This window comes from Prevotella sp. ne3005 (assembly GCF_900110085.1).
GTDB lineage: Bacteria > Bacteroidota > Bacteroidia > Bacteroidales > Bacteroidaceae > Prevotella.
Genome location: NZ_FOCK01000007.1, coordinates 45950 through 64809 on the forward strand (window position 1 = coordinate 45950; position 18860 = coordinate 64809).

An 18860-nucleotide genomic window follows, 5' to 3' on the forward strand; every position below is an offset into this window, starting at 1 on the left:
AATAAGCCTCGCCGATTGGCGAGGCTTCATTTTCTTATCCTAAATATTTCATCAGGATGCGGGCATAGCCGCTGTCGTGCAGCTTGGCAATGCTCTTCTCTCGAATCTGGCGCACACGCTCCCGGGTCAGTCCCATCTCGGCACCAATCTCCTCCAGTCCGCGCTCCTGGCAGCCAATGCCAAAGCACTCCTTGACAATCTTCAGCTCACGGTCTTTCAACACATTGCGAAGTACATTGTCCAAATCGGAAGTCAGCGACTCATAATCCACGTGCTTGTCTGTACGTGAGTCGTCACCTGAGCTGAGCATATCGGCCATCGAGTTGTCATCGTCCTCACCAAAGGGTGCGTCGATACTCATGTGATGGCTATCAGCCTTAGCTGTCTGCTCAATCTTTGCCTCATCAATTTGAGTGAGTTCCGCCAGCTCTGTCACAGAGGGGCGGCGCTGATGAATCTGCTCGAAACGGTTGATCTCCTGATTAATCTTGCTCAGGGCTCCGCTTTGGTTCAGCGGCAGACGCACAATACGGCTCTGCTCTGCGATGGCCTGCAGGATGCTCTGGCGAATCCACCATACGGCATAGGAGATGAACTTGAATCCGCGCGTTTCGTCAAATTTCTCAGCAGCTTTTACCAATCCGATGTTACCTTCATCAATCAGGTCGGTCAGTGTCAGGCCCTGATGCTGATACTGCTTGGCCACGGAGACCACGAAACGGAGGTTGGCTGTTACCAGTCGCTCCTTAGCGCGCTCACCCTCAGGACCACCCTTACGGATAGCCTGGGCCAATTCAATTTCTTCATCAATAGTGACAAGGGGCTGACGACCAATCTCAACGAGGTACTTGTCTAGTGCTTCACTCGATCGGTTGGTAATGCTTTTTTGAATCTTTAATTGCCTCATAAAATATGTGTTACCTTGAAAAAGTGTGCAAAAGTACAAAAAAAAACGATACGTTGTCATCAGCGCATCGTCTTTTTAAAACATTTTAACTAAAATCAACGTTCTACCGTTTCTATTTGTTGGTCTCCAGGCTTAAACAGCCATCCCTTGCAAGTCTTGGCGTCAGCCTTGTAGGCCTTCCACTCTATCTGGTTCCAGTTAATCTGGTCTGTACGCTGGGCGAGGGGTACATGAGGTATCAGCGAACCATCGCGAACCAGAATGACAGCAGGAATATCCCCTGCCTCGATGGTCTGATAGCCGCCTTCGTAGATTTTACCCGTCTGGTAGTCTATCCACTTGCCCTTTGGCAGATACACATCACGGCTGTCACCACTCTCCATCAGCGGTGCTACGAGCATCTGCGAGCCAAACATATACTCATCCTCCACCAGCCAGGCACCCTTGTCCTCCGGGAACTCCACGAGCAGGGCTCTCACCATCGGCAGTCCACGCTCCGAACAGTCCTTCGCCTGGGTATACACATAAGGCATCAGCTTATACTTCATCTCGGCACATGCACGGAAGGCATCCGTAAAACTCTTGCTGATGAGCCACGGTTCCGTAGGAGGTGCTCCGTGCGCTCTCGTATGACTCGACAGGAATCCGAATGGCAGCCACCTGCGATAGATATCCTCGGGCGAGGCAGTCACAAAACCGCCCATGTCGTGGCTCCAGAATGAGAAGCCGCTCAGTCCAAAGCTCAGTCCGCCTCTGAGGTCGCCCAACAATCCTGTGTTCGTGGTGGCAGCATCACCGCCCCAGTGCAGGGCATAGCGCTGGGATCCAGCCCAAGCAGAGCGCGCCCAGATGATACCCTCGCCAGGATGGTTCTTCTCCACCACCTCCCATAGCGCCTTGTTATAGCGCAGCGGATAGAGGTTGTGCTCGTAGAGTCCGCCCTTGCCACTATGGTAGAAACCATTATAAGGTGCTGCCTCACCAAAGTCACACTTGATGGTGCTCACACCTTGCTTCATCAGTCCCTCGATCTTCTGCTGGTACCAGCTGACGGTCTCCGGGTTCGAGAAGTCCAGAATCGCATCCTCCACAGGCATACCACCCGTCGCATTGACCACGTGCAGCCCCTTCTCGATGATTTCGGGGAAGAAACGGTTCTTCGGGGTGAAGTAAGGCAACTGCCACAGACAGGTGTGGAAACCGTCTTTCGAGAGTTGTTTCAACATACCCACGGGATCCTTGAAACGATCCTTCGCAAACTGATAGTCGCACTGCCAGTCCACGCCAAACCAGCCCGTATCGAAATGGATCACGTCTGAGGGGATCCTGTTCGCCCGCAACTGCCGGGCTATCTCCAAGCCCTCCTCCTGCGAGAAATATGTGATACGGCTCATCCACGTGCCGAAGCTCCACAGGGGCAGCATCGGACTCTTACCCGTAATCTCCGTATACTCGTTCAGAATATCCTTCGGTTCTCCGAAAAACACGAAGAAGTCCATCTGCTCATCAGCCATAAACAGGCGATCTGCACCGATATAGCTGGCTCCGAAATCACACGTTACGGGTGCCGAGGTGTGCATGAAGATACCATAGCCACGATTTGAGAAGAAGAAAGGCACGGGCTTATACTGTCCGTCGGTCTCAGGACCCTGCGGATCGGTCACACTCAGGTGTACCTTCTGTCCCACTTTATTTAAAGAGGTGAACGACTCTCCACAGCCATAGATTCTTTCACCAGGAGCCAGCGCCAGCACTGGGTTGATGCTCCTGGAATTGTCGCTGCCGCGCTTGATAAACGAGAAGGGCAACAGCTTCACCTGACTCGAATCGTTATCTATCGAATGCCTCGTCTGTGTCAGTACCCTACCCTTTGCATCCTTCACCACTATCCTCCACGGATATTTCTGGATCTCGATAGTGCCGTAGTCTGTGCTATATTTAATGATATTGGCAGTCTGTGTTGTAGCAAACTTGCAACTAGCCACTCTCTGTTTGAAACCTTCACAGAACATCACGTCATCAGCATCCTTCGCCTTCGGTTCAATCGGGGAGGTCAGCATCCGGATACGTACCGTCCTCGGACTTACCCACTCTACTTTCAGCTTCAGCTCCGGATCGTTCTCATAAGCTGCATCGGGGAAATCCAGCATCTGCATCCTCACAGGCCAGTAACCGTTCAGGTTGAAAGCCTGTCTCGGACTCAGTCTGTAGCGCTTCCACTGCACCAGTCCCTCACCCTTCGCCACGTCGAAGCTCACCAGCGAATCCGCCATGAAATACGTGTTCGACAGGTCGTAGAAGTCCGTCGACATATCCTTCTGCATACACTGCAGGTACTGTATGCCTGCGTTCGTCTGTATCTGGGCCACAGCCGTTGTCAAGCTGCATAGCGCCCACCATACCAAGAAAAGTTTTTTTGTCATTCTAAAATCGTTTTGGTTTCTCCCTGCAAAGGTACTCAAATTCGCTCGAAAAACCAAATTAATTTGAATTTTTCTATTGTATGTCTTATTTTATATGTACCTTTGCAAACGAAGATAAAGAAAAAAAAACAAGATCATGGCAAAGGAACAATCGAGCATCCGCGAGCGACAGCGAATAGACTTGCGCGAACCTCGACGCTATAAGGTGACCATCTACAACGACGACTTCACCACGATGGAGTTTGTGGTGAAGATTCTCGTCGAGGTGTTTTTCAAGAGCGAGACCGAAGCCGAGACGCTGATGCTGCAGGTACACCACTCCGACAAGGCCGTGGTGGGCATCTACAGCTATGATGTGGCCACCTCGAAGGTACATAAGGCCACGAGCATGGCGCGCGATGCGGGCTATCCCCTTCGCCTGACAGTCGAACCGGAAGGCCGCGATTAAAAAATCAAAGGAAAAGATTATGGCAGAGATCAAACAGACCAAGCGTGCAGGCAAGATACTAAACGACACCATGAAGTGCTGCAGGGAATATAGACATGAGTTCGTCATGCCTGAGCACCTGTTGTTCGTCCTCATCGACGACTATAACTTCAACAAGGCCCTGGAGATATTCTATTCTCCAGAGATGCTGGCCGAACGATTGGAAGACCAGTTGGAAAACATCGAGACGGTGCCGGAAGACCGTCAGTACGAACCAGAGGCCTCCGAGCAGATGGGGCAGCTGATAGAAATCGCGTGTCAGCAGGTCTTCTGCAGCAGTGCCGAGGCGATGGATATGCCCCATCTCGTCATGGGCCTGCTCCGTCTGGAAGAGTCGTGGGCCTGTTATCTGCTCAAGGAAGCCCTTGCCAACAAGGAGGGTGAATTCATGAGCCAGCTCGTCAGCCTCTGTGAATACGACGACCATCTGGAAGAGGAGACGGGCGAAGGGAAGCCTGATGCCGCCTGGCGACGCCTCGTCACCTGCATGAACGAGCTCTACCAGAACCACAACCCGCTCATTGGCCGTGAACAGGAGTTGCATCGCACCATCCAGGTACTCTGTCGTCGCGATAAGAACAACCCCCTGCATGTGGGCGAGCCTGGTGTGGGCAAGACAGCCCTCATCTGGGGCTTGGCAAGGATGATTGAAGAGGGGCGGGTACCCGAACGGTTGAAGGGCAGCCGCATCTATCAGCTCGACATCGGCACACTCCTCGCCGGCACACAATATCGTGGCGACTTCGAACATCGCATCAAGCAGATCATGGATGGCATTCAGGAAGAGAGCGACAAGAACATCGTCTATATCGACGAGATCCACACGCTGGTGGGAGCTGGTGCTACGGGAGAGGGTTCGATGGATGCCTCCAACATGCTGAAGCCCTATCTCGAGACGGGCACCATCCGTTTTATCGGCTCCACCACTTACGAGGAATACAATCGTCACTTCTCGCGTTCGAAAGGCCTCGTGCGACGTTTCCAGCAGATCGACATCCCCGAGCCTACGCCCGAGGAGACCAAGCACATCCTCCGTCAGCTGCGCTCGCAATATGAGACCTTCCATGGTGTAACCTACGATGACGAGGCTCTCGACTTCGCCGTTGATGCCAGTTACAAGCATGTCAACGAACGGTTCTTGCCCGATAAAGCCATCGACCTCATCGACGAGGCTGGAGCTGCCGCCTCTACCGCCGGCTCAGCAACAGTGAGCAAGGCCGATATCGCCGATGTCTTGGCAAAGACCTGTAAGGTCGATGCCCTCGCCATCGACTCCGACGATGACAACAACGCCCGTCTCTCAACGCTCAACACACAACTCTCCTCTCAGATCTACGGTCAGGACGAGGCCATCCGCCAGGTGGTGGAAGCCGTTCAGATGTCGAAGGCTGGACTGCTCGACGATAACAAACCCCTCGCCTCGCTGCTCTTCGTCGGACCTACGGGCGTAGGTAAGACCGAGGTGGCACGTGTGCTGGCTAAAGAACTCGGCATCTCACTGCTGCGCTTCGACATGAGCGAATACACAGAAAAGCATACCGTTGCCAAACTCATCGGCTCGCCAGCAGGCTATGTGGGCTACGAAGACGGCGGTCTGCTCACCGATGCCATCCGCAAGAGCCCCAACAGCGTGCTCCTGCTCGACGAAATCGAAAAAGCCCATCAAGACATCTACAACATCCTGCTTCAGGTGATGGACTATGCACGCCTCACTGACAACAAAGGGCGCAAGGCCGACTTCCGCAACGTCATTCTCATCATGACCTCCAATGCCGGTGCCCAGTTTGCCGCTCAGGCCAATATCGGCTTCACAGGCAAGGTGTCGCGTGGTGAAGCCATGCTGAAACAGGTGAAAAAGACCTTCAAGCCCGAGTTCATTAACCGCCTCTCGGGCACGGTCGTCTTCAACGATATGGACGAGCACATGGCCACCCTCATCCTCCGCAAGAAACTGGGTGAGCTTCAAGACAAGCTCACCGCCAAACAAGTGTCGATGACCCTCACCGACGAGGCCTTCCAGCTCTTACTCAAAGAAGGGTTCACGCGCGAATATGGTGCCCGAGAGATGGATCGTGTCATCGCCCAGCGCCTCAAGCCCCTGCTGATGCGCGAGATCCTCTTCGGCCGTCTCAGACAGGGCGGAAACGTAGAAATAGTAGTAAGCGATGGCAGTCTATCAATTAGATAAAGACCTGTGGTTTCCCGATCCCCATCTGGGCGAGGACGACGGACTGGTGGCCGTAGGCGGTGACCTGAGTGTCGACCGTCTGTTGCTGGCCTACTCCAACGGGTTCTTCCCCTGGTTCTCTTTTAAGAATCAGCAGGAGCCCCTGTGGTTCTGTCCCTTGCAACGCTTCGTCATCTTCCCCAGCGAGATCCATGTCAGCCACTCCATGCAGCAGCTCATCAACAAGGGCCGCTACAAGCTCACGATGAACGAAGACTTCGATGGTGTAATCCGAGGCTGTGCCACAGCCCAGAACCGCCATCAGGAAGAAGGCGCATGGCTGGGGCCCGACATCATCAAGGCCTATACCGAACTCTACCGTCAGGGTTTTGCCGCCAGTTTTGAGGTGTGGGACGACGACCGTCTCGTAGGCGGTCTCTATGGCGTCAACCTCGGCAATGCTTTCTTTGGCGAGAGCATGTTCTCCCTCGTCCCCAGCGCCTCAAAACTGGCTCTCATCCACCTTGCGCGGATCATGGAACTCCTAGGCGGCCAAATTATCGACTGCCAATTGGAAACACCCCATCTCCGCTCCATGGGCGGACGTTTCATTCCCTATGAGGAATACCTCCAAATCATCAGGAAATAAAACCGCGTGCCTATCAATTCATCCGACGTTCGGCCAACTGCAGCAGTTCTTCTATTTCCGCTTTACTAAGGAATGCGTGACTAATAGCAGTGCGCACCATCAATTTGGCCTGCTCTACAGTGAGGATGCCTGCATCGTAGAGCTTCTGGAATTCATTCTCAACAGTGGTGTTCGAAACAGTCATGTTATCAGTATTGACACAAACGGGAACGCCATCATTAAGGAATGACTGAAGGGGATACTGCGACATGGTGGTAATGCCTTCCACAGCCTTGGTCTGCAGGTTGCTCGAAGGGCTGAGTGTCAGACAGACATCCTTTTGTTTCACCAAGGCTTTCATATCTTTGTCGTTCCAAGCACGGACACCATGACCTAAACGCTTTGCACCGTATTCAATGGCAAGCTTCATGCTCTCCACGCCATCAGCCTCTCCGGCATGAATGGTAAATGGCACACCCTGTTCCTTGGCATAGGCGAAGAGATTCTTATAGCTGGATGTGGGGAAAATGGCTTCTGCTCCAGCAAGGTCGGTGGCGCATACCCCCTGACCCAGATATTTCTTGGTCATACGGACCGTCTCATAGTTCAGATCATCGTTGTCAGCCCCACGCATACAACAGAGTATCAGCTGGACCTTGATGCCGTTCTTGCACGCTGCCATTCCTTCTTTCAGACCCTCGATGCTGGCAGCCACGACCTCGTCCTGTGTCATACCTTTCTGCAGATGCAGCTGAGGTGCATAGCGTATCTCAGCATAGATAAGCCCCTGATCGTAGAGGCGCTTCACCAGTGAACTGACGCTATAGGCGATGGTCTCACGGCTCTGCATGATGCTGACAGGCAGGTCGAAGCACTTCAGATAGTCGTTAAGGCTCTCACAGTCATCGGGACATACAAGAAGCTTCTTAACCTCGTTTCTGTCAGAAGGAATGCTGACGCCCTCGATGGCTGCCATGTGGATGGCGTCGTCAACAGAGAGCGATCCGTCAAGGTGGAGATGCAGATCTACAAGCGCATACTTTTTGGCATCAAACGACTCTGGCGATGGCGTATCCTTATCGTCGTTGCTACATGCGATAAACATCCATGCGCCACAGATAAGGCAACATGTGAATAAACTTTTGCCGCCGATAAGGGTGGCAGCAAATACCCTTGATAGAAAATGTTTCATATTGCTTTAGTTTATTTTGCAAAAATACGATATTTTTCCGAAAACAAAAAGAAAATCACCGAAAAATTTGTTCTATATTAATAATTCGACCTATATTTTGCAGAATGTGAGCGATATATTTGGCTGTTTCATGGAAAATGAGTATTTTTGCAGCAAATATTCAATTTTATTAATTAAATCAAATAAAAGAAGTTTTATAGAAATGAAAAAAATGATGAGCACTGCTGCCGTTATGGTAGCATTGGCAGGAACAGTGATGTTCACCTCTTGTGGAAAAAGTGATTTGTATGACGCAAATCTTGTGAATGAGAAAACCGTGAAAAGCTATGAACAGCAGTTTATAGAGGCCTTTGGCCCTGTATCAGAGAATCAGAGCTGGGACTTTACAGCCAGCGCTAAGGCTAGCACCCGTGGTGATGTGCAATCAACAGTAGTTTGGAATACAAAACAGCATGGAAACAATTTCTTCGCTTTTGTTGATGAAGATTTCGAAGGTGTAAAAGAGCAGGTGGAATCTGCTGCGGTTGTGGATTGGAAACCTTATGCATCAATGATCATCCATCCTGTTTATGCGAAAGGTACGGGTGATGATTATGCTTATCATACTGTTGGTGTGAAGTTTAATGGTCAAGATAAGTTGATTAATTATTTATTCACAGTGAATGCCAAAGATAATACATGGTATTCTGGTCTTGGAAAGGCTCCTGGCACAAATAATCTGAATTTCAATACAGGACGCGAGATTGATTCGGAGGATATGATGGGTGTTGAGGGCTTTTTCTGGTATGCTGTTGTCACACCCTCTGCAACAAATGCTTCAGGTATAGCTAGCGACGCTGAAATTTGGAACAATTTAGAGCAGCACAAATTAACTACTTGTAAAATGTTCACTGTGAATGGCCGTCAGTATGTAGCCTTCGACTGCAACGGTGATAAAGACTATTCAGACTTAATTTGTCTTCTGGAGAACTACCAAGTAAAAGAAGCTGAGATTGTCAAAACTGAAGCTAAGCGCTACATGATGGAAGACCTCGGTAGCGTGGGTGACTTTGACTTCAACGACTGCGTGGTAGACCTGACCAAGACAACCTGGAGCGACGGTAAGGTGGAGACGAAGGGTGTTGTTCGTGCCCTTGGCGGAAAGCTTGATATCGCAATCCTCATCGGTGGTAAGCAGGTATGGGCCAAGAGTGCTCAGGAAGGCCTTGACGTGAAGACGATGTATAACACCACAAATATTAATAAGAGTAATGTGTATGGAGAGTTTGATGCTTCCGACTGGCAGCCTTCAGATAATAATATCTCTTTCGCTGTGAAGGGTGAGAATGCCCAGGACATAACAACAATGATTGAGTTCCCAAAAACTGGCACCATTCCCCAGATGGTTGCTGTGAAGGCTGATCACGACTGGATGTCAGAGCGTACCCGCGTACCACGCATCAGCTGGTTTGAGTAATCTGTCTGAAGTCCATCCAACCTATACATAAAGCCGGGATACCCAAGTTAGGGTGTCCCGGCTTTATGTTCCCCTGCCTCCCAGCCCTTTACGTTATCTCAAGTCCCCTTGTCATCTCGAGCGCAGTAAAAGACAGATTTAGAGTAAAATTACAAAATTACAAATTACAAATTACAATAAGGTTTTTTGGAGTGAAAAAGACAAAAATCCTTAATATATACCTCATATTTTATAATTATATATATATAATTATAAAATATAACCTTAAAATCCATTTTTTAGCCGAAAATCGAGCTAAAAAGGTCTTAATGTAATTTGTAATTTGTAATTTGTAATTTTGTCTTTCCCTGTCGACCGGATGCGGACTGAACGAAACTCGTAAGGGGACGCAGAGTCATACCGCGGACGACGCTGTGAAACTCGGTAGAGGACGGAAGGAAACTCGGTGGCAGACTTAGCCGAGCGAGCTACATCTCAACAAAACAAAAAAACACATGTATTTATTTGGTTTTGTCTTCGATTTGCACTATCTTTGCAGGCAACAAGTAAAATATACCATTATGAAAAGAATGATTGTGGCAATGGCGGTTGTGGGAATGAGCTTAACAGCCGTTCATGCACAGATACAGCAGTCGCAACTGAAAACCGGCAGCGATGAGCAATTGTTGAGAGAATGGACTAAGGTGCTGGCATCAGATGAGTTTGGTGGACGGAAACCCATGACGACCTACGAAGACAAGACAGTGAACTACCTTGCCAGGCAATTGGAGGAAATGGGTCTGGAGCCTGCCTTTGACGGGAGTTGGTTTCAGCCGTTCAACATGATTGCAGTGACTGCCAAGCCAATGGGTAACAAGCTCTCCGTAAGGGGCCGCAAGAAGGCCGAGTTGCGCTACCCAGACGATGCTGTGGTGTGGACAGCCCGTGCTACGGAAAAGATCGACTTGAGGCAGACAGAGTACGTATTCTGCGGTTTCGGCATCCATGCTCCTGAGTATGGATGGGACGACTATGCAGGGATTGACGTGAAGGGAAAGATTGTCATCGCGATGGTAAACGACCCTGGCTATTACGACAATCAGTTGTTCAGAGGGCGAAACATGACCTATTACGGCCGATGGGTCTATAAGTTTGAGGAGGCTCGCCGACAAGGGGCTGCAGGTTGTCTGGTGCTCCACAACACCGAGGCAGCCAGCTACGGATGGCATGTCTGCGTAAATGGTCACCTGACGGATAATCTTGCCCTGTATAACCCTGACACCCGAAACGCCGATGAGTTGGCCGTCAAAGGCTGGCTGCATGAGCATGGAGCCCAAAAGCTGTTTGATGCGGCTGGGATGGACATGGGTAAGGCGATAGCCGAAGCCAAAAGACCAGGATTCAAGAGTTTCTCGCTGAACGTGAAAGGCGACGTGAGGATGAGTGCTACTTTCAATATCAGACAGACACAAAACGTAGGCGGCATCCTACGAGGGTCGCAGACTGACGGCGAGGCCGTGGTACTGAGTGCCCATTGGGACCACCTGGGTATAGGGAAGCCCGACGAGCATGGCGACACCATCTATAATGGTGCTGCCGACAATGCCTCAGGCATGGCAGGCGCACTGCTTACAGCCAAGAAGATGAAGGAGTTACCCAGAACCGGCAGGAGCCTGATCTTCCTCTTCCCTTCGTCGGAGGAGAGCGGACTATTCGGTTCGGAGTACTACTGTGCACATCCTGTCGTAGAGATGAAAAAGACGGTGGCCTGTCTGAATTTTGAGAGTATCGGTCCCGCAGAATTGACGCGCGATGTGGTGATACTGGGTGGCGGCGAAAGTCCTCTGGACAAGTATTACATTGCTGCAGCTGCAGCTCAAGGCAGGTATATCTACTTCGACGACGACAACTCCGACGGTTGGTTCTTCCGTTCAGACCATTACAACTTCGTTAAGAAGGGTGTGCCAGCCGTAGTGCTTGAGAACGGCCAGCATCCAGTGGATATGAGTAAGCCAAACAAATACCCGATGCCCGTATGGTATCACAAGCCATGCGACGAATATCGCGATGACTGGGATGTGAGCGGAACGCTGGCTAATGTCAACCTGATATTGAGTGTAGCACTATCGTTGGCTGACTGACTCGATGAAAATTCGTCTTTAAGCGTCGGCGAAGCGCTTGCCGTCGGAAAGCGTGATCTGGAGTTTGGTGTACTCGCAGTGGAAATCGTTTTGCAGGCGATCGAGATAGCGGGCACACTCCCATTTGCACATGGGGAGATCGTGGAGCAGATAGTTGCCACAGGCCTCCGGACGCGTGGCAGGGACCTCGTCCTGAGTGAGGATCCACTGGAGACACTCGATGGTGAGGCGACGCATGTCCTCGACGGTATAGCTGCCAGTCATGATGATGTACATACCTGTAAGACAGCCCATGGGTCCCACGTAGACTACATCGTCCTTAACCTCGGAATTGCGGAACCAAGTGGCCATGAGGTGTTCGATACTATGGATGGCGGCCGGTGCCACGGCGGGCTCTTTATTGGGCTCGGTGATACGCAGGTCGTAGGTGGTGAAACCCTTATCCTCGCGCGACACATAGATGCCGGGCTTGAGGTGGGTGTGATCGATGGTGAAACTCTGTATAACTTCCATTTGGGAAATTGAATATTGAATATTGAAAATTAAATATTAAAGACTTTCGATGAAGGTCTTGGTGACTTGGAAGGAGTTCTGGGCAATAGTGTTCCAGAAGTCATGGTACATAGAGGCGTCTGTATCGCGCAGGGGAATGTCGCTGATGACGCGGAATGAGATGAAGGGCACCTTATTAATATAACAAGTCTGGGCGATGGCACAGCTCTCCATGTCGACGGCCTTGGCCTCGGGGAAGTGACCAACAATCTCACGCATCTTGTCTTTAGTGTCGACAAACCAGTCGCCAGTGACGATGAGACCGGGATGGACTTTCACTCCCTTGGGCAGACTCAGGGAAAGAGCTTTTTCGAGCAGGCTGGGGTCGGCATCGAAGCGCGGGGGAAGACCCTGTACCTGACCGTAGACACTATGTCCGATAGCCTCGCCACAGTAGACGTCGTGGTAGGCGAGTTGGGTGCTGACCACGACATCCTGAACGTTGATATCATCGCCATTGCCACCTGCACAGCCTGTGGAGATGATACAGTCGGGTTGGAACTGGCGGATCATCTCTACCGTCTGGATGGCGGCGTTGACCTTACCGATACCGCTTTTCTGCAGGATTACTTGATCTTCGGGGAATAACGGACGGAGCTGCTGCAGTTCCTTGTCCATTGCAACAATAATACCTATTTTCATATTTATACCGTTTTACTTTCTTACTATCTTACTTTCTTACCTTTTTTCGCTGGCGGACGGCCTCGTACATGAGGATGGCGGCAGAGACGCTGACATTGAGGGAGTCGAGGCGACCCAGCATGGGGATGCGGATATGGGCGTCAGCCGCCTCGCGCCACTGGGAGGTGAGTCCTGTAGACTCGGTGCCCATGACGATGGCCGTGGCCTGACACATGTCGTAGTCGTAGTATTCGTAGGAGTCCTGCAACTGAGCGGTGAGGATACACACGCCATGCTCTTTGAGGAAGGCGATACACTCCTGCGAGGTACAGACGGCGGTTGGCACGCAGAAGACGCCACCGATGCTGGCCCGGATGAGGTTGGGGTTGTAAAGGTCGGTGAGCGGATCGCACACGATGACGGCATCGACCCCAGCAGCTTCGGCTGTGCGGAGGATAGCCCCGAGATTGCCAGGCTTCTCAACGCTCTCTAGGACCATGATGAGAGGGTTGATTTTATTGAAGATGGAAGATTGAAGATTGAAAATCGAGTGGTCTTTGCTGCGGGCGACGGCGATCATGCCTTCCGTGCTGCCCCGATAGGCCATCTTTTCGTAGACCAGAGGCGCCACGCGCGTGGCGGGAAGCGAGCCCGTATAGTCGAACGTATCGAGGACGAAGAGCTCGTTGATCTCATAACCGCAGGCGATGCAGTGCTCAATCTCGCGCTGGCCTTCGACCACGAAGAGACCTTCCTCACGGCGCAGCGATGACTTCTGCTGCAGGGCTACGACATGCTTGATTCGGGCGTTTTGAACGCTGGTAATACTATTTTCTTCCATAATTCGGATGCAAAGTTAGTGAAATTTTTGCAATTCGCAAAAAAATCACTAACTTTGCACGCAGAAATTAATAAACTTAGGATTCAATGATGAATATTCAATCTTCTTTCAAGAAGTGTTTGCCTGATCTGCTGGCAGTGCTGTTGTTTGCCGTATTGGCCTTTGCCTATTTCTTCCCCGCTGATATCGAGGGACGCATTTTGTATCGCCACGATGCTTCGGCAGGACGAGGCGCAGGTCAGGAGGGTATAGAGTATCTGCAGAGAACGGGTGAACGCAGCCGTTGGACGAATGCCCTCTTTGGTGGTATGCCAACCTACCAGATGTCACCCTCGTACGGTTCGACGGAGGTGTTGACAAAGGCTGTGGATGCCTATCATCTGTGGCTGCCAGAGAACGTGTGGTACGTGTTTGCTTATCTGCTAGGATTCTATATCCTATTAAGGGCCTTTGACTTCCGTCAGCATCTGGCGGCGCTGGGCAGTATACTTTGGGCGTTTTCCACCTATTTCCTGATTATCATTGCTGCTGGCCACATCTGGAAGGTCTGGGCCCTGGCCTATCTGCCGCCAATGATTGCGGGTATCGTGCTGGCTTATAAGGGCAAGTACCTGTGGGGATTGTTGCTGACAGCGGTGTTTACGGCTTTTGAGATCTACGCCAACCATGTGCAGATGACCTATTACTACCTGTTTATCATCCTCTTCATGGTGATAGCATGGCTTGTGGAGGCCATCCGCGAGAAAGAGATGATGCGCTTTGTGAAGGCCACATGCGTATGTATCCTGGGTGCGGCCATAGGTCTGTGTATCAACCTGTCGACCCTCTATCATACGTGGGAGTACAGTCAGGAGTCGATGCGCGGTAAGAGTGAGTTGGTGAAGAAGAACTCGGGCAACCAGACGAGCAGCGGTCTGGAGCGCGACTACATTACCCAGTGGAGCTATGGCATTGATGAAACCTGGACACTGCTGGTGCCGAATGCAAAGGGTGGTGCCTCAGTGCCACTGACACGTAGTGAGAAGGCGATGGAAAAGGCGGACAACAATCTTCTGCCTGTCTATCAGCAGCTGGGTCAGTATTGGGGCGACCAGCCAGGAACGAGCGGACCAGTGTATGTGGGCGCATTTGTACTGATGCTGTTTATATTGGGGCTGTTTGTGGTGAAGGGGCCGATGAAATGGGCGTTGCTGGCAGCCACCATCCTCTCGATACTGCTCTCATGGGGACGTAACTTTATGGGATTCACCGACTTCTTCCTCGACAACGTGCCGATGTATGCGAAGTTCCGTACGGTGGCCTCGATTCTCGTGATTGCAGAGTTCACCATTCCACTGTTGGCGATGATGGCCCTGCGCGAGGTATTGAAAGACGGTGTACAGCTGAAACAACTGAAGTGGCCGCTCCTGGTGAGCTTCCTGCTGACGGGCGGTATGGCACTACTGTTTACGGTGAAGCCCTCGCTGTTCTTCGACAGATTCATCTCCCATGAGGAGGTACGTGCCATCCAAAGTCTGCCTGAAGAGTATATCAAACCGCTGGTGGACAATCTGACGGAGATGCGTATGGCGGTGTTTACAGCCGACTGTATGCGCTCGTTCTATATTATCTTGATTGGTACAGGCATCCTGTTGGCAGCCATCATGGGCAAGCTGAAGAAGACGTATGCCGTAGGGATCATCCTCGTGCTCTGCCTCGTAGACTTGTGGACAGTAAACAAGCGCTATCTGAACGACGAGATGTTTGTGCCGAAGTCGGAGCGTGAGGCCCCGCAGGCAAAGTCGCAGACAGACGAGCTGATACTGAGAGACCAGACGTTGGACTACCGTGTGCTGAACCTCGCCTCGAACACGTTTAACGAGAACGAGACGAGCTACTATCATAAGAGCATTGGCGGCTATCATGCAGCAAAACTGCGCCGTTATCAGGAGATGATCGAGCAGTATATATCGCCAGAAATGCAGGGACTGTTTAAGGCCGTTTCAGAGGCTGCAGGCGATATGACTCAAGTGAAAGGGGACAGTATTTGTCCAGTTCTGAATATGCTGAATACCCGCTACTTTATCTTCCCCTTACAGGGAGGGCAGACGGTGCCCATCCAGAATCCCTATGCCTACGGCAATGCTTGGATGGTGGACCAGCTGGACTACGTGAACAATGCCAACGAGGAGATACAGCGTGTGGGTAAGCTTGACCTGCGCCATCAGGCTGTGGCCGACGCGAAATTCAAGGCACAGTTGGGTGAAGCCGTGGAACAGGATACCGCGAGCATGGTGACGATTACAAGCTACGAGCCCAACCGCCTGACCTACGATGTGAATACAGGCAAGGGCGGTGTGCTGGTGTTCTCGGAAATCTATTATCCGGGATGGACTGCCACCGTCGATGGTGAACCTGCTGAGCTGGGGCGCGTGAACTATATCCTCCGTGCCATGAACATCAAGCCTGGTAAGCATCAGGTAGAACTGGCATTCTTCCCCAAGACAGTGAAGCGCACGGAAACCATTGCCTATCTGGCCTACGGACTGTTGTTGCTCTTGGTGGTAGGAGCCATAGGCTTGGAAGTGAAGAAGAGAAAGGAAAAGAAGTGAAGAAACTACTGTCATTGCCACCGAATCTGGTGGGCGCGTTTCATGATGTCACAAGACTGAGTAGTGAAGAGTATTTCGCTACCTGCGACCCAATAGGCCATCGCCTGGGCAGCGGTGGCGGTACGAAGTGGCTGTTGCAGCAATGTTTTCAGGCTGAAGGCCAAGAATCATTTGACCAATGGCTCGCTCAGGAGAAGCGCATCCTGATTCATGCGGGCGGACAGAGCAAGCGTCTGCCCTGCTATGCCGTATCGGGGAAGGTGCTGATGCCATTGCCCGTATTCCGTTGGGAGAGAGGCCAGCGATTGTCGCAGGACCTGTTGAGAGTGCAGTTACCCCTTTACGAGAAGATGATGGCGATGGCACCTGAGACAATCCATACCATGGTGGTGAGCGGCGACGTGTTGATTCGTGCCACTCAACCCCTGCAGCCTGTGCCCGATGCGGATGTGGTGTGCTATGGTCTGTGGCTCGATGCCTCAATCGCCAAGAATCACGGTGTGTTTGTGAGCGACCGGAAGTCGCCCTCAGTATTGAAGCAGATGCTGCAAAAGCCATCGGTACAGACGTTGGGAGATCTCCAGAAGGATCACTTCTATTTGACGGATATTGGCGTGTGGATGCTCTCGGATAAAGCCGTGAAGCTGCTTGTGGAGCGAAGCGGGGAAGGAGAGTACGACCTCTATGGCGAGTTTGGCTGTGCCTTAGGTACAAATCCCACGAAGCCCGATGGGGAGATTTCGAACCTGAAGGTGGCCATCGTGCCTTTGGCAGGTGGTGAGTTCTACCACTTCGGCACGTCGAAAGAGATGATCTCCTCTACCCTACGGCTACAGAATCTGGTGATCGACCAGCGCGAGATCATGCACCTGGACCGTAAGCCCCATCCAAGTATCTTTGTGCAGAATGCCGTAACAAAGGTGAGGTTTACCGAGGAGAACAGCAATATCTGGATTGAGAACAGCTACGTGGGGCCACGCTGGAAACTGACCCACGACCATGTGATAACGGGTGTGCCAGAGAATGACTGGGAGATCAGTCTGGAGCCCGGCGAATGTATCGATGTAGTACCTGTGGGCGACCAAGACTACGAGGTGCGCCACTACAAGATTGACGAGCCGCTGAACAGTAATGAACTGGCAGAGCGGGCTAACCTGAAAAGACTGTTTGCCCAGCGTAAAGCATTCAGAAAAGAAAACTGGAGCGCATTGGCGAAGAACTGGAGCCACAGCGTGTTTTATCAGCTGGATCTGGCTGATGCAGCGACAGTGTTTGAACAAGAGCAGATACCCATGCCAGAGCCGATACCTGAGGACGCCCCGTTGATGACAAGGATTCACGACGCGATGTTCCGTGGCGACAGCGACAAGGCTTTTGCCCTGTTGCGCGAGGGGCTCTGTGAGTCTGCATCAGAGAACCAGCAACCGCCATCGCTCTGTGTGGCTGACGACCAGATCGTATGGGGCCGCTCGCCTGTGAGAATCGACATCGCAGGCGGATGGACAGACACCCCACCCTATTGTCTGATGGAAGGTGGCAGTGTGATCAATCTGGCGATTGAGTTGAATGGTCAGCCACCACTGCAGACATACGTGAAGCCCTCGAAGGAGCCGCGTATCGTGCTTCGCAGCATCGATCTCGGTGCCGTGGAAGTGGTGGAGACCAAGGAGCAGCTGACAGACTTCATGCATGTGGGCTCACCCTTCTCGATTCCCAAGGCAGCCCTCGTCTTAGCGGGCTTCGGGAAGTCGGGCACCTCGCTGTTCGAGGAGCTGCAGGCTTTCGGAAGTGGCATTGAGATCACATTGCTCTCGGCTATCCCCGCAGGTAGCGGACTAGGCACGTCGAGCATTTTAGCGTCGACCGTATTGGGTGCACTGAACGATTTCTGCGGTCTGGGCTGGGATAAGAACGAGATAGGCCGCAGGACGCTGATGCTGGAGCAGATGCTGACCACAGGAGGCGGTTGGCAGGATCAGTTTGGTGGCGTGCTTGGCGGTGTAAAACTATTGCAGACGGGCAAGGGCTTCCACCAGAGTCCGCAGGTGAGATGGTTGCCCAACGACCTATGGACGCAGCCAGAGTATAAGCCCTGTCACCTATTATATTATACGGGCATCACGCGTACGGCAAAGCGTATCCTGGCAGAGATTGTGCGAGGGATGTTCCTGAACCAGGGCGACGAACTGCGCCTGCTGCGAGAGATGAAGGAGCACACGATGGAGATGTATGAGGCCATCCAGCAGAACGACTTCCAGAGAATGGGGCTGTTGATGCGGAAAACGTGGCAGCAGAACCAGCTGTTGGATAGTGGTACGAACCCATCGGCTGTGGCTACATTGACAAGTCTGATCGACGACTTATGTCTGGGTTATAAGCTCCCAGGCGCTGGTGGCGGTGGTTATCTCTATATGATTGCCAAGGATCCTGAGGCAGCTGCACGCATCAAGCAGATCTTAGGCGATCATCAGCAGAATAAGAATGCCAGATTTGTGGAGATGACACTCTCTACAACGGGTTTGCAAATCAGCAGAAGTTGATTGAGAAGATTGAAGATTGAAAATTGAAGATTGAAGGTCGCGATTAAGTGAGAACAGAGCTAAGCTTGCTTAAGCTATGTCGAACGTGAGCGAGCTCGATGTAAAACATCAAGATTAAAATATGAAAAAGATTTGTTTTCTGATAACGGCGATGCTGCTGAGCGTCGCAACTTACGGGCAGACGGCGAAGAGCGTGCTCGACAAGGCTGCCGCTATGGTGTCGGCCAAGGAAGGCGTAAGAGCCAGTTTCAGGATGACAGGCGCACACGGCAGCACCCATGGTACCATTGCCGTGAAAGGTCGCAAGTTCTATGCTACCACACCACAAGCTACCA

Annotated in this window: 14 protein-coding genes; 8 read left to right on the forward strand and 6 right to left on the reverse strand. The window is 51.7% G+C overall.

From position 1 onward, the window contains the following. Positions 1-34: 34 nt before the first annotated feature. Entirely contained in the window at positions 35-907 is an 873-nt protein-coding gene (locus tag BMY16_RS11320; protein ID WP_091842552.1) for a sigma-70 family RNA polymerase sigma factor, read from the reverse strand. Between the two features lie 95 nt (positions 908-1002). Then, positions 1003-3330: a glycoside hydrolase family 31 protein gene (locus BMY16_RS11325; protein ID WP_091842553.1), complete on the reverse strand. Its 2328-nt coding sequence runs from the start codon at positions 3328-3330 to the stop codon at positions 1003-1005. A gap of 136 nt (positions 3331-3466) precedes the next feature. Between BMY16_RS11325 and BMY16_RS11330 the strand changes: the two genes are divergently transcribed. Genes BMY16_RS11330 through aat form a run of 3 tightly spaced genes read left to right on the forward strand, consistent with a single transcriptional unit; the run spans position 3467 to position 6633 of the window. Further along, the gene (locus BMY16_RS11330) at positions 3467-3778 is read left to right on the forward strand and encodes an ATP-dependent Clp protease adaptor ClpS (protein WP_091842555.1); all 312 of its coding nucleotides are present in this window, start codon (positions 3467-3469) and stop codon (positions 3776-3778) included. Positions 3779-3797: 19 nt separating this feature from the next. Beyond that, positions 3798-6005: an ATP-dependent Clp protease ATP-binding subunit ClpA gene (gene clpA, locus BMY16_RS11335; RefSeq protein ID WP_091842557.1), complete on the forward strand. Its 2208-nt coding sequence runs from the start codon at positions 3798-3800 to the stop codon at positions 6003-6005. Next, on the forward strand, positions 5983-6633 hold the full coding sequence (gene aat / locus BMY16_RS11340; protein ID WP_091842558.1) for a leucyl/phenylalanyl-tRNA--protein transferase: 651 nt from the start codon (positions 5983-5985) through the stop codon (positions 6631-6633). The genes clpA and aat overlap by 23 nt, the downstream gene beginning before the upstream one ends. A 13-nt stretch (positions 6634-6646) precedes the next feature. Here aat and add read toward each other — a convergent pair whose 3' ends face one another. After that, positions 6647-7804 carry an adenosine deaminase gene (add, locus tag BMY16_RS11345; RefSeq protein WP_091842560.1) on the reverse strand — a complete coding sequence of 386 codons (1158 nt, stop codon included), beginning with the start codon at positions 7802-7804 and terminating at the stop codon, positions 6647-6649. A 202-nt stretch (positions 7805-8006) separates the two neighbouring features. Between add and BMY16_RS11350 the strand changes: the two genes are divergently transcribed. Then, complete coding sequence (locus BMY16_RS11350) at positions 8007-9260, forward strand: hypothetical protein (protein ID WP_139207210.1); 1254 nt, start codon at positions 8007-8009, stop codon at positions 9258-9260. A 560-nt stretch (positions 9261-9820) separates the two neighbouring features. Further along, positions 9821-11380, forward strand: coding sequence for a M28 family peptidase (locus BMY16_RS11355; protein ID WP_170836096.1), 1560 nt, complete (start codon positions 9821-9823; stop codon positions 11378-11380). An 18-nt stretch (positions 11381-11398) separates the two neighbouring features. Here the strand turns inward: BMY16_RS11355 and BMY16_RS11360 are convergent, their stop codons facing one another. Genes BMY16_RS11360 through BMY16_RS11370 form a run of 3 tightly spaced genes read right to left on the reverse strand, consistent with a single transcriptional unit; the run spans position 11399 to position 13394 of the window. Next, positions 11399-11893 carry an S-ribosylhomocysteine lyase gene (locus BMY16_RS11360; protein WP_091842565.1) on the reverse strand — a complete coding sequence of 165 codons (495 nt, stop codon included), beginning with the start codon at positions 11891-11893 and terminating at the stop codon, positions 11399-11401. 36 nt (positions 11894-11929) lie between these two features. Next, positions 11930-12574 (reverse strand): 5'-methylthioadenosine/S-adenosylhomocysteine nucleosidase, encoded by a 645-nt coding sequence (gene mtnN, locus BMY16_RS11365; RefSeq protein ID WP_091842566.1) that lies wholly within the window; start codon positions 12572-12574, stop codon positions 11930-11932. A gap of 28 nt (positions 12575-12602) precedes the next feature. Further along, positions 12603-13394 (reverse strand): TrmH family RNA methyltransferase, encoded by a 792-nt coding sequence (locus BMY16_RS11370; protein WP_091842568.1) that lies wholly within the window; start codon positions 13392-13394, stop codon positions 12603-12605. Positions 13395-13480: 86 nt separating this feature from the next. On the opposite strand from BMY16_RS11370, the gene BMY16_RS11375 reads away from it, so the two are divergent. From BMY16_RS11375 to BMY16_RS11385, 3 genes are all read left to right on the forward strand, one after another. Further along, positions 13481-15985 carry a YfhO family protein gene (locus BMY16_RS11375; RefSeq protein ID WP_244513043.1) on the forward strand — a complete coding sequence of 835 codons (2505 nt, stop codon included), beginning with the start codon at positions 13481-13483 and terminating at the stop codon, positions 15983-15985. Beyond that, the gene (locus BMY16_RS11380) at positions 15982-18525 is read left to right on the forward strand and encodes a bifunctional fucokinase/fucose-1-phosphate guanylyltransferase (RefSeq protein ID WP_091842569.1); all 2544 of its coding nucleotides are present in this window, start codon (positions 15982-15984) and stop codon (positions 18523-18525) included. Before BMY16_RS11375 ends, BMY16_RS11380 begins: the two co-directional genes overlap by 4 nt. Positions 18526-18646: 121 nt before the next feature. After that, positions 18647-18860 (forward strand): LolA-like putative outer membrane lipoprotein chaperone (locus BMY16_RS11385; RefSeq protein ID WP_317614783.1); only part of this gene is annotated, 214 nt, incomplete at its 3' end.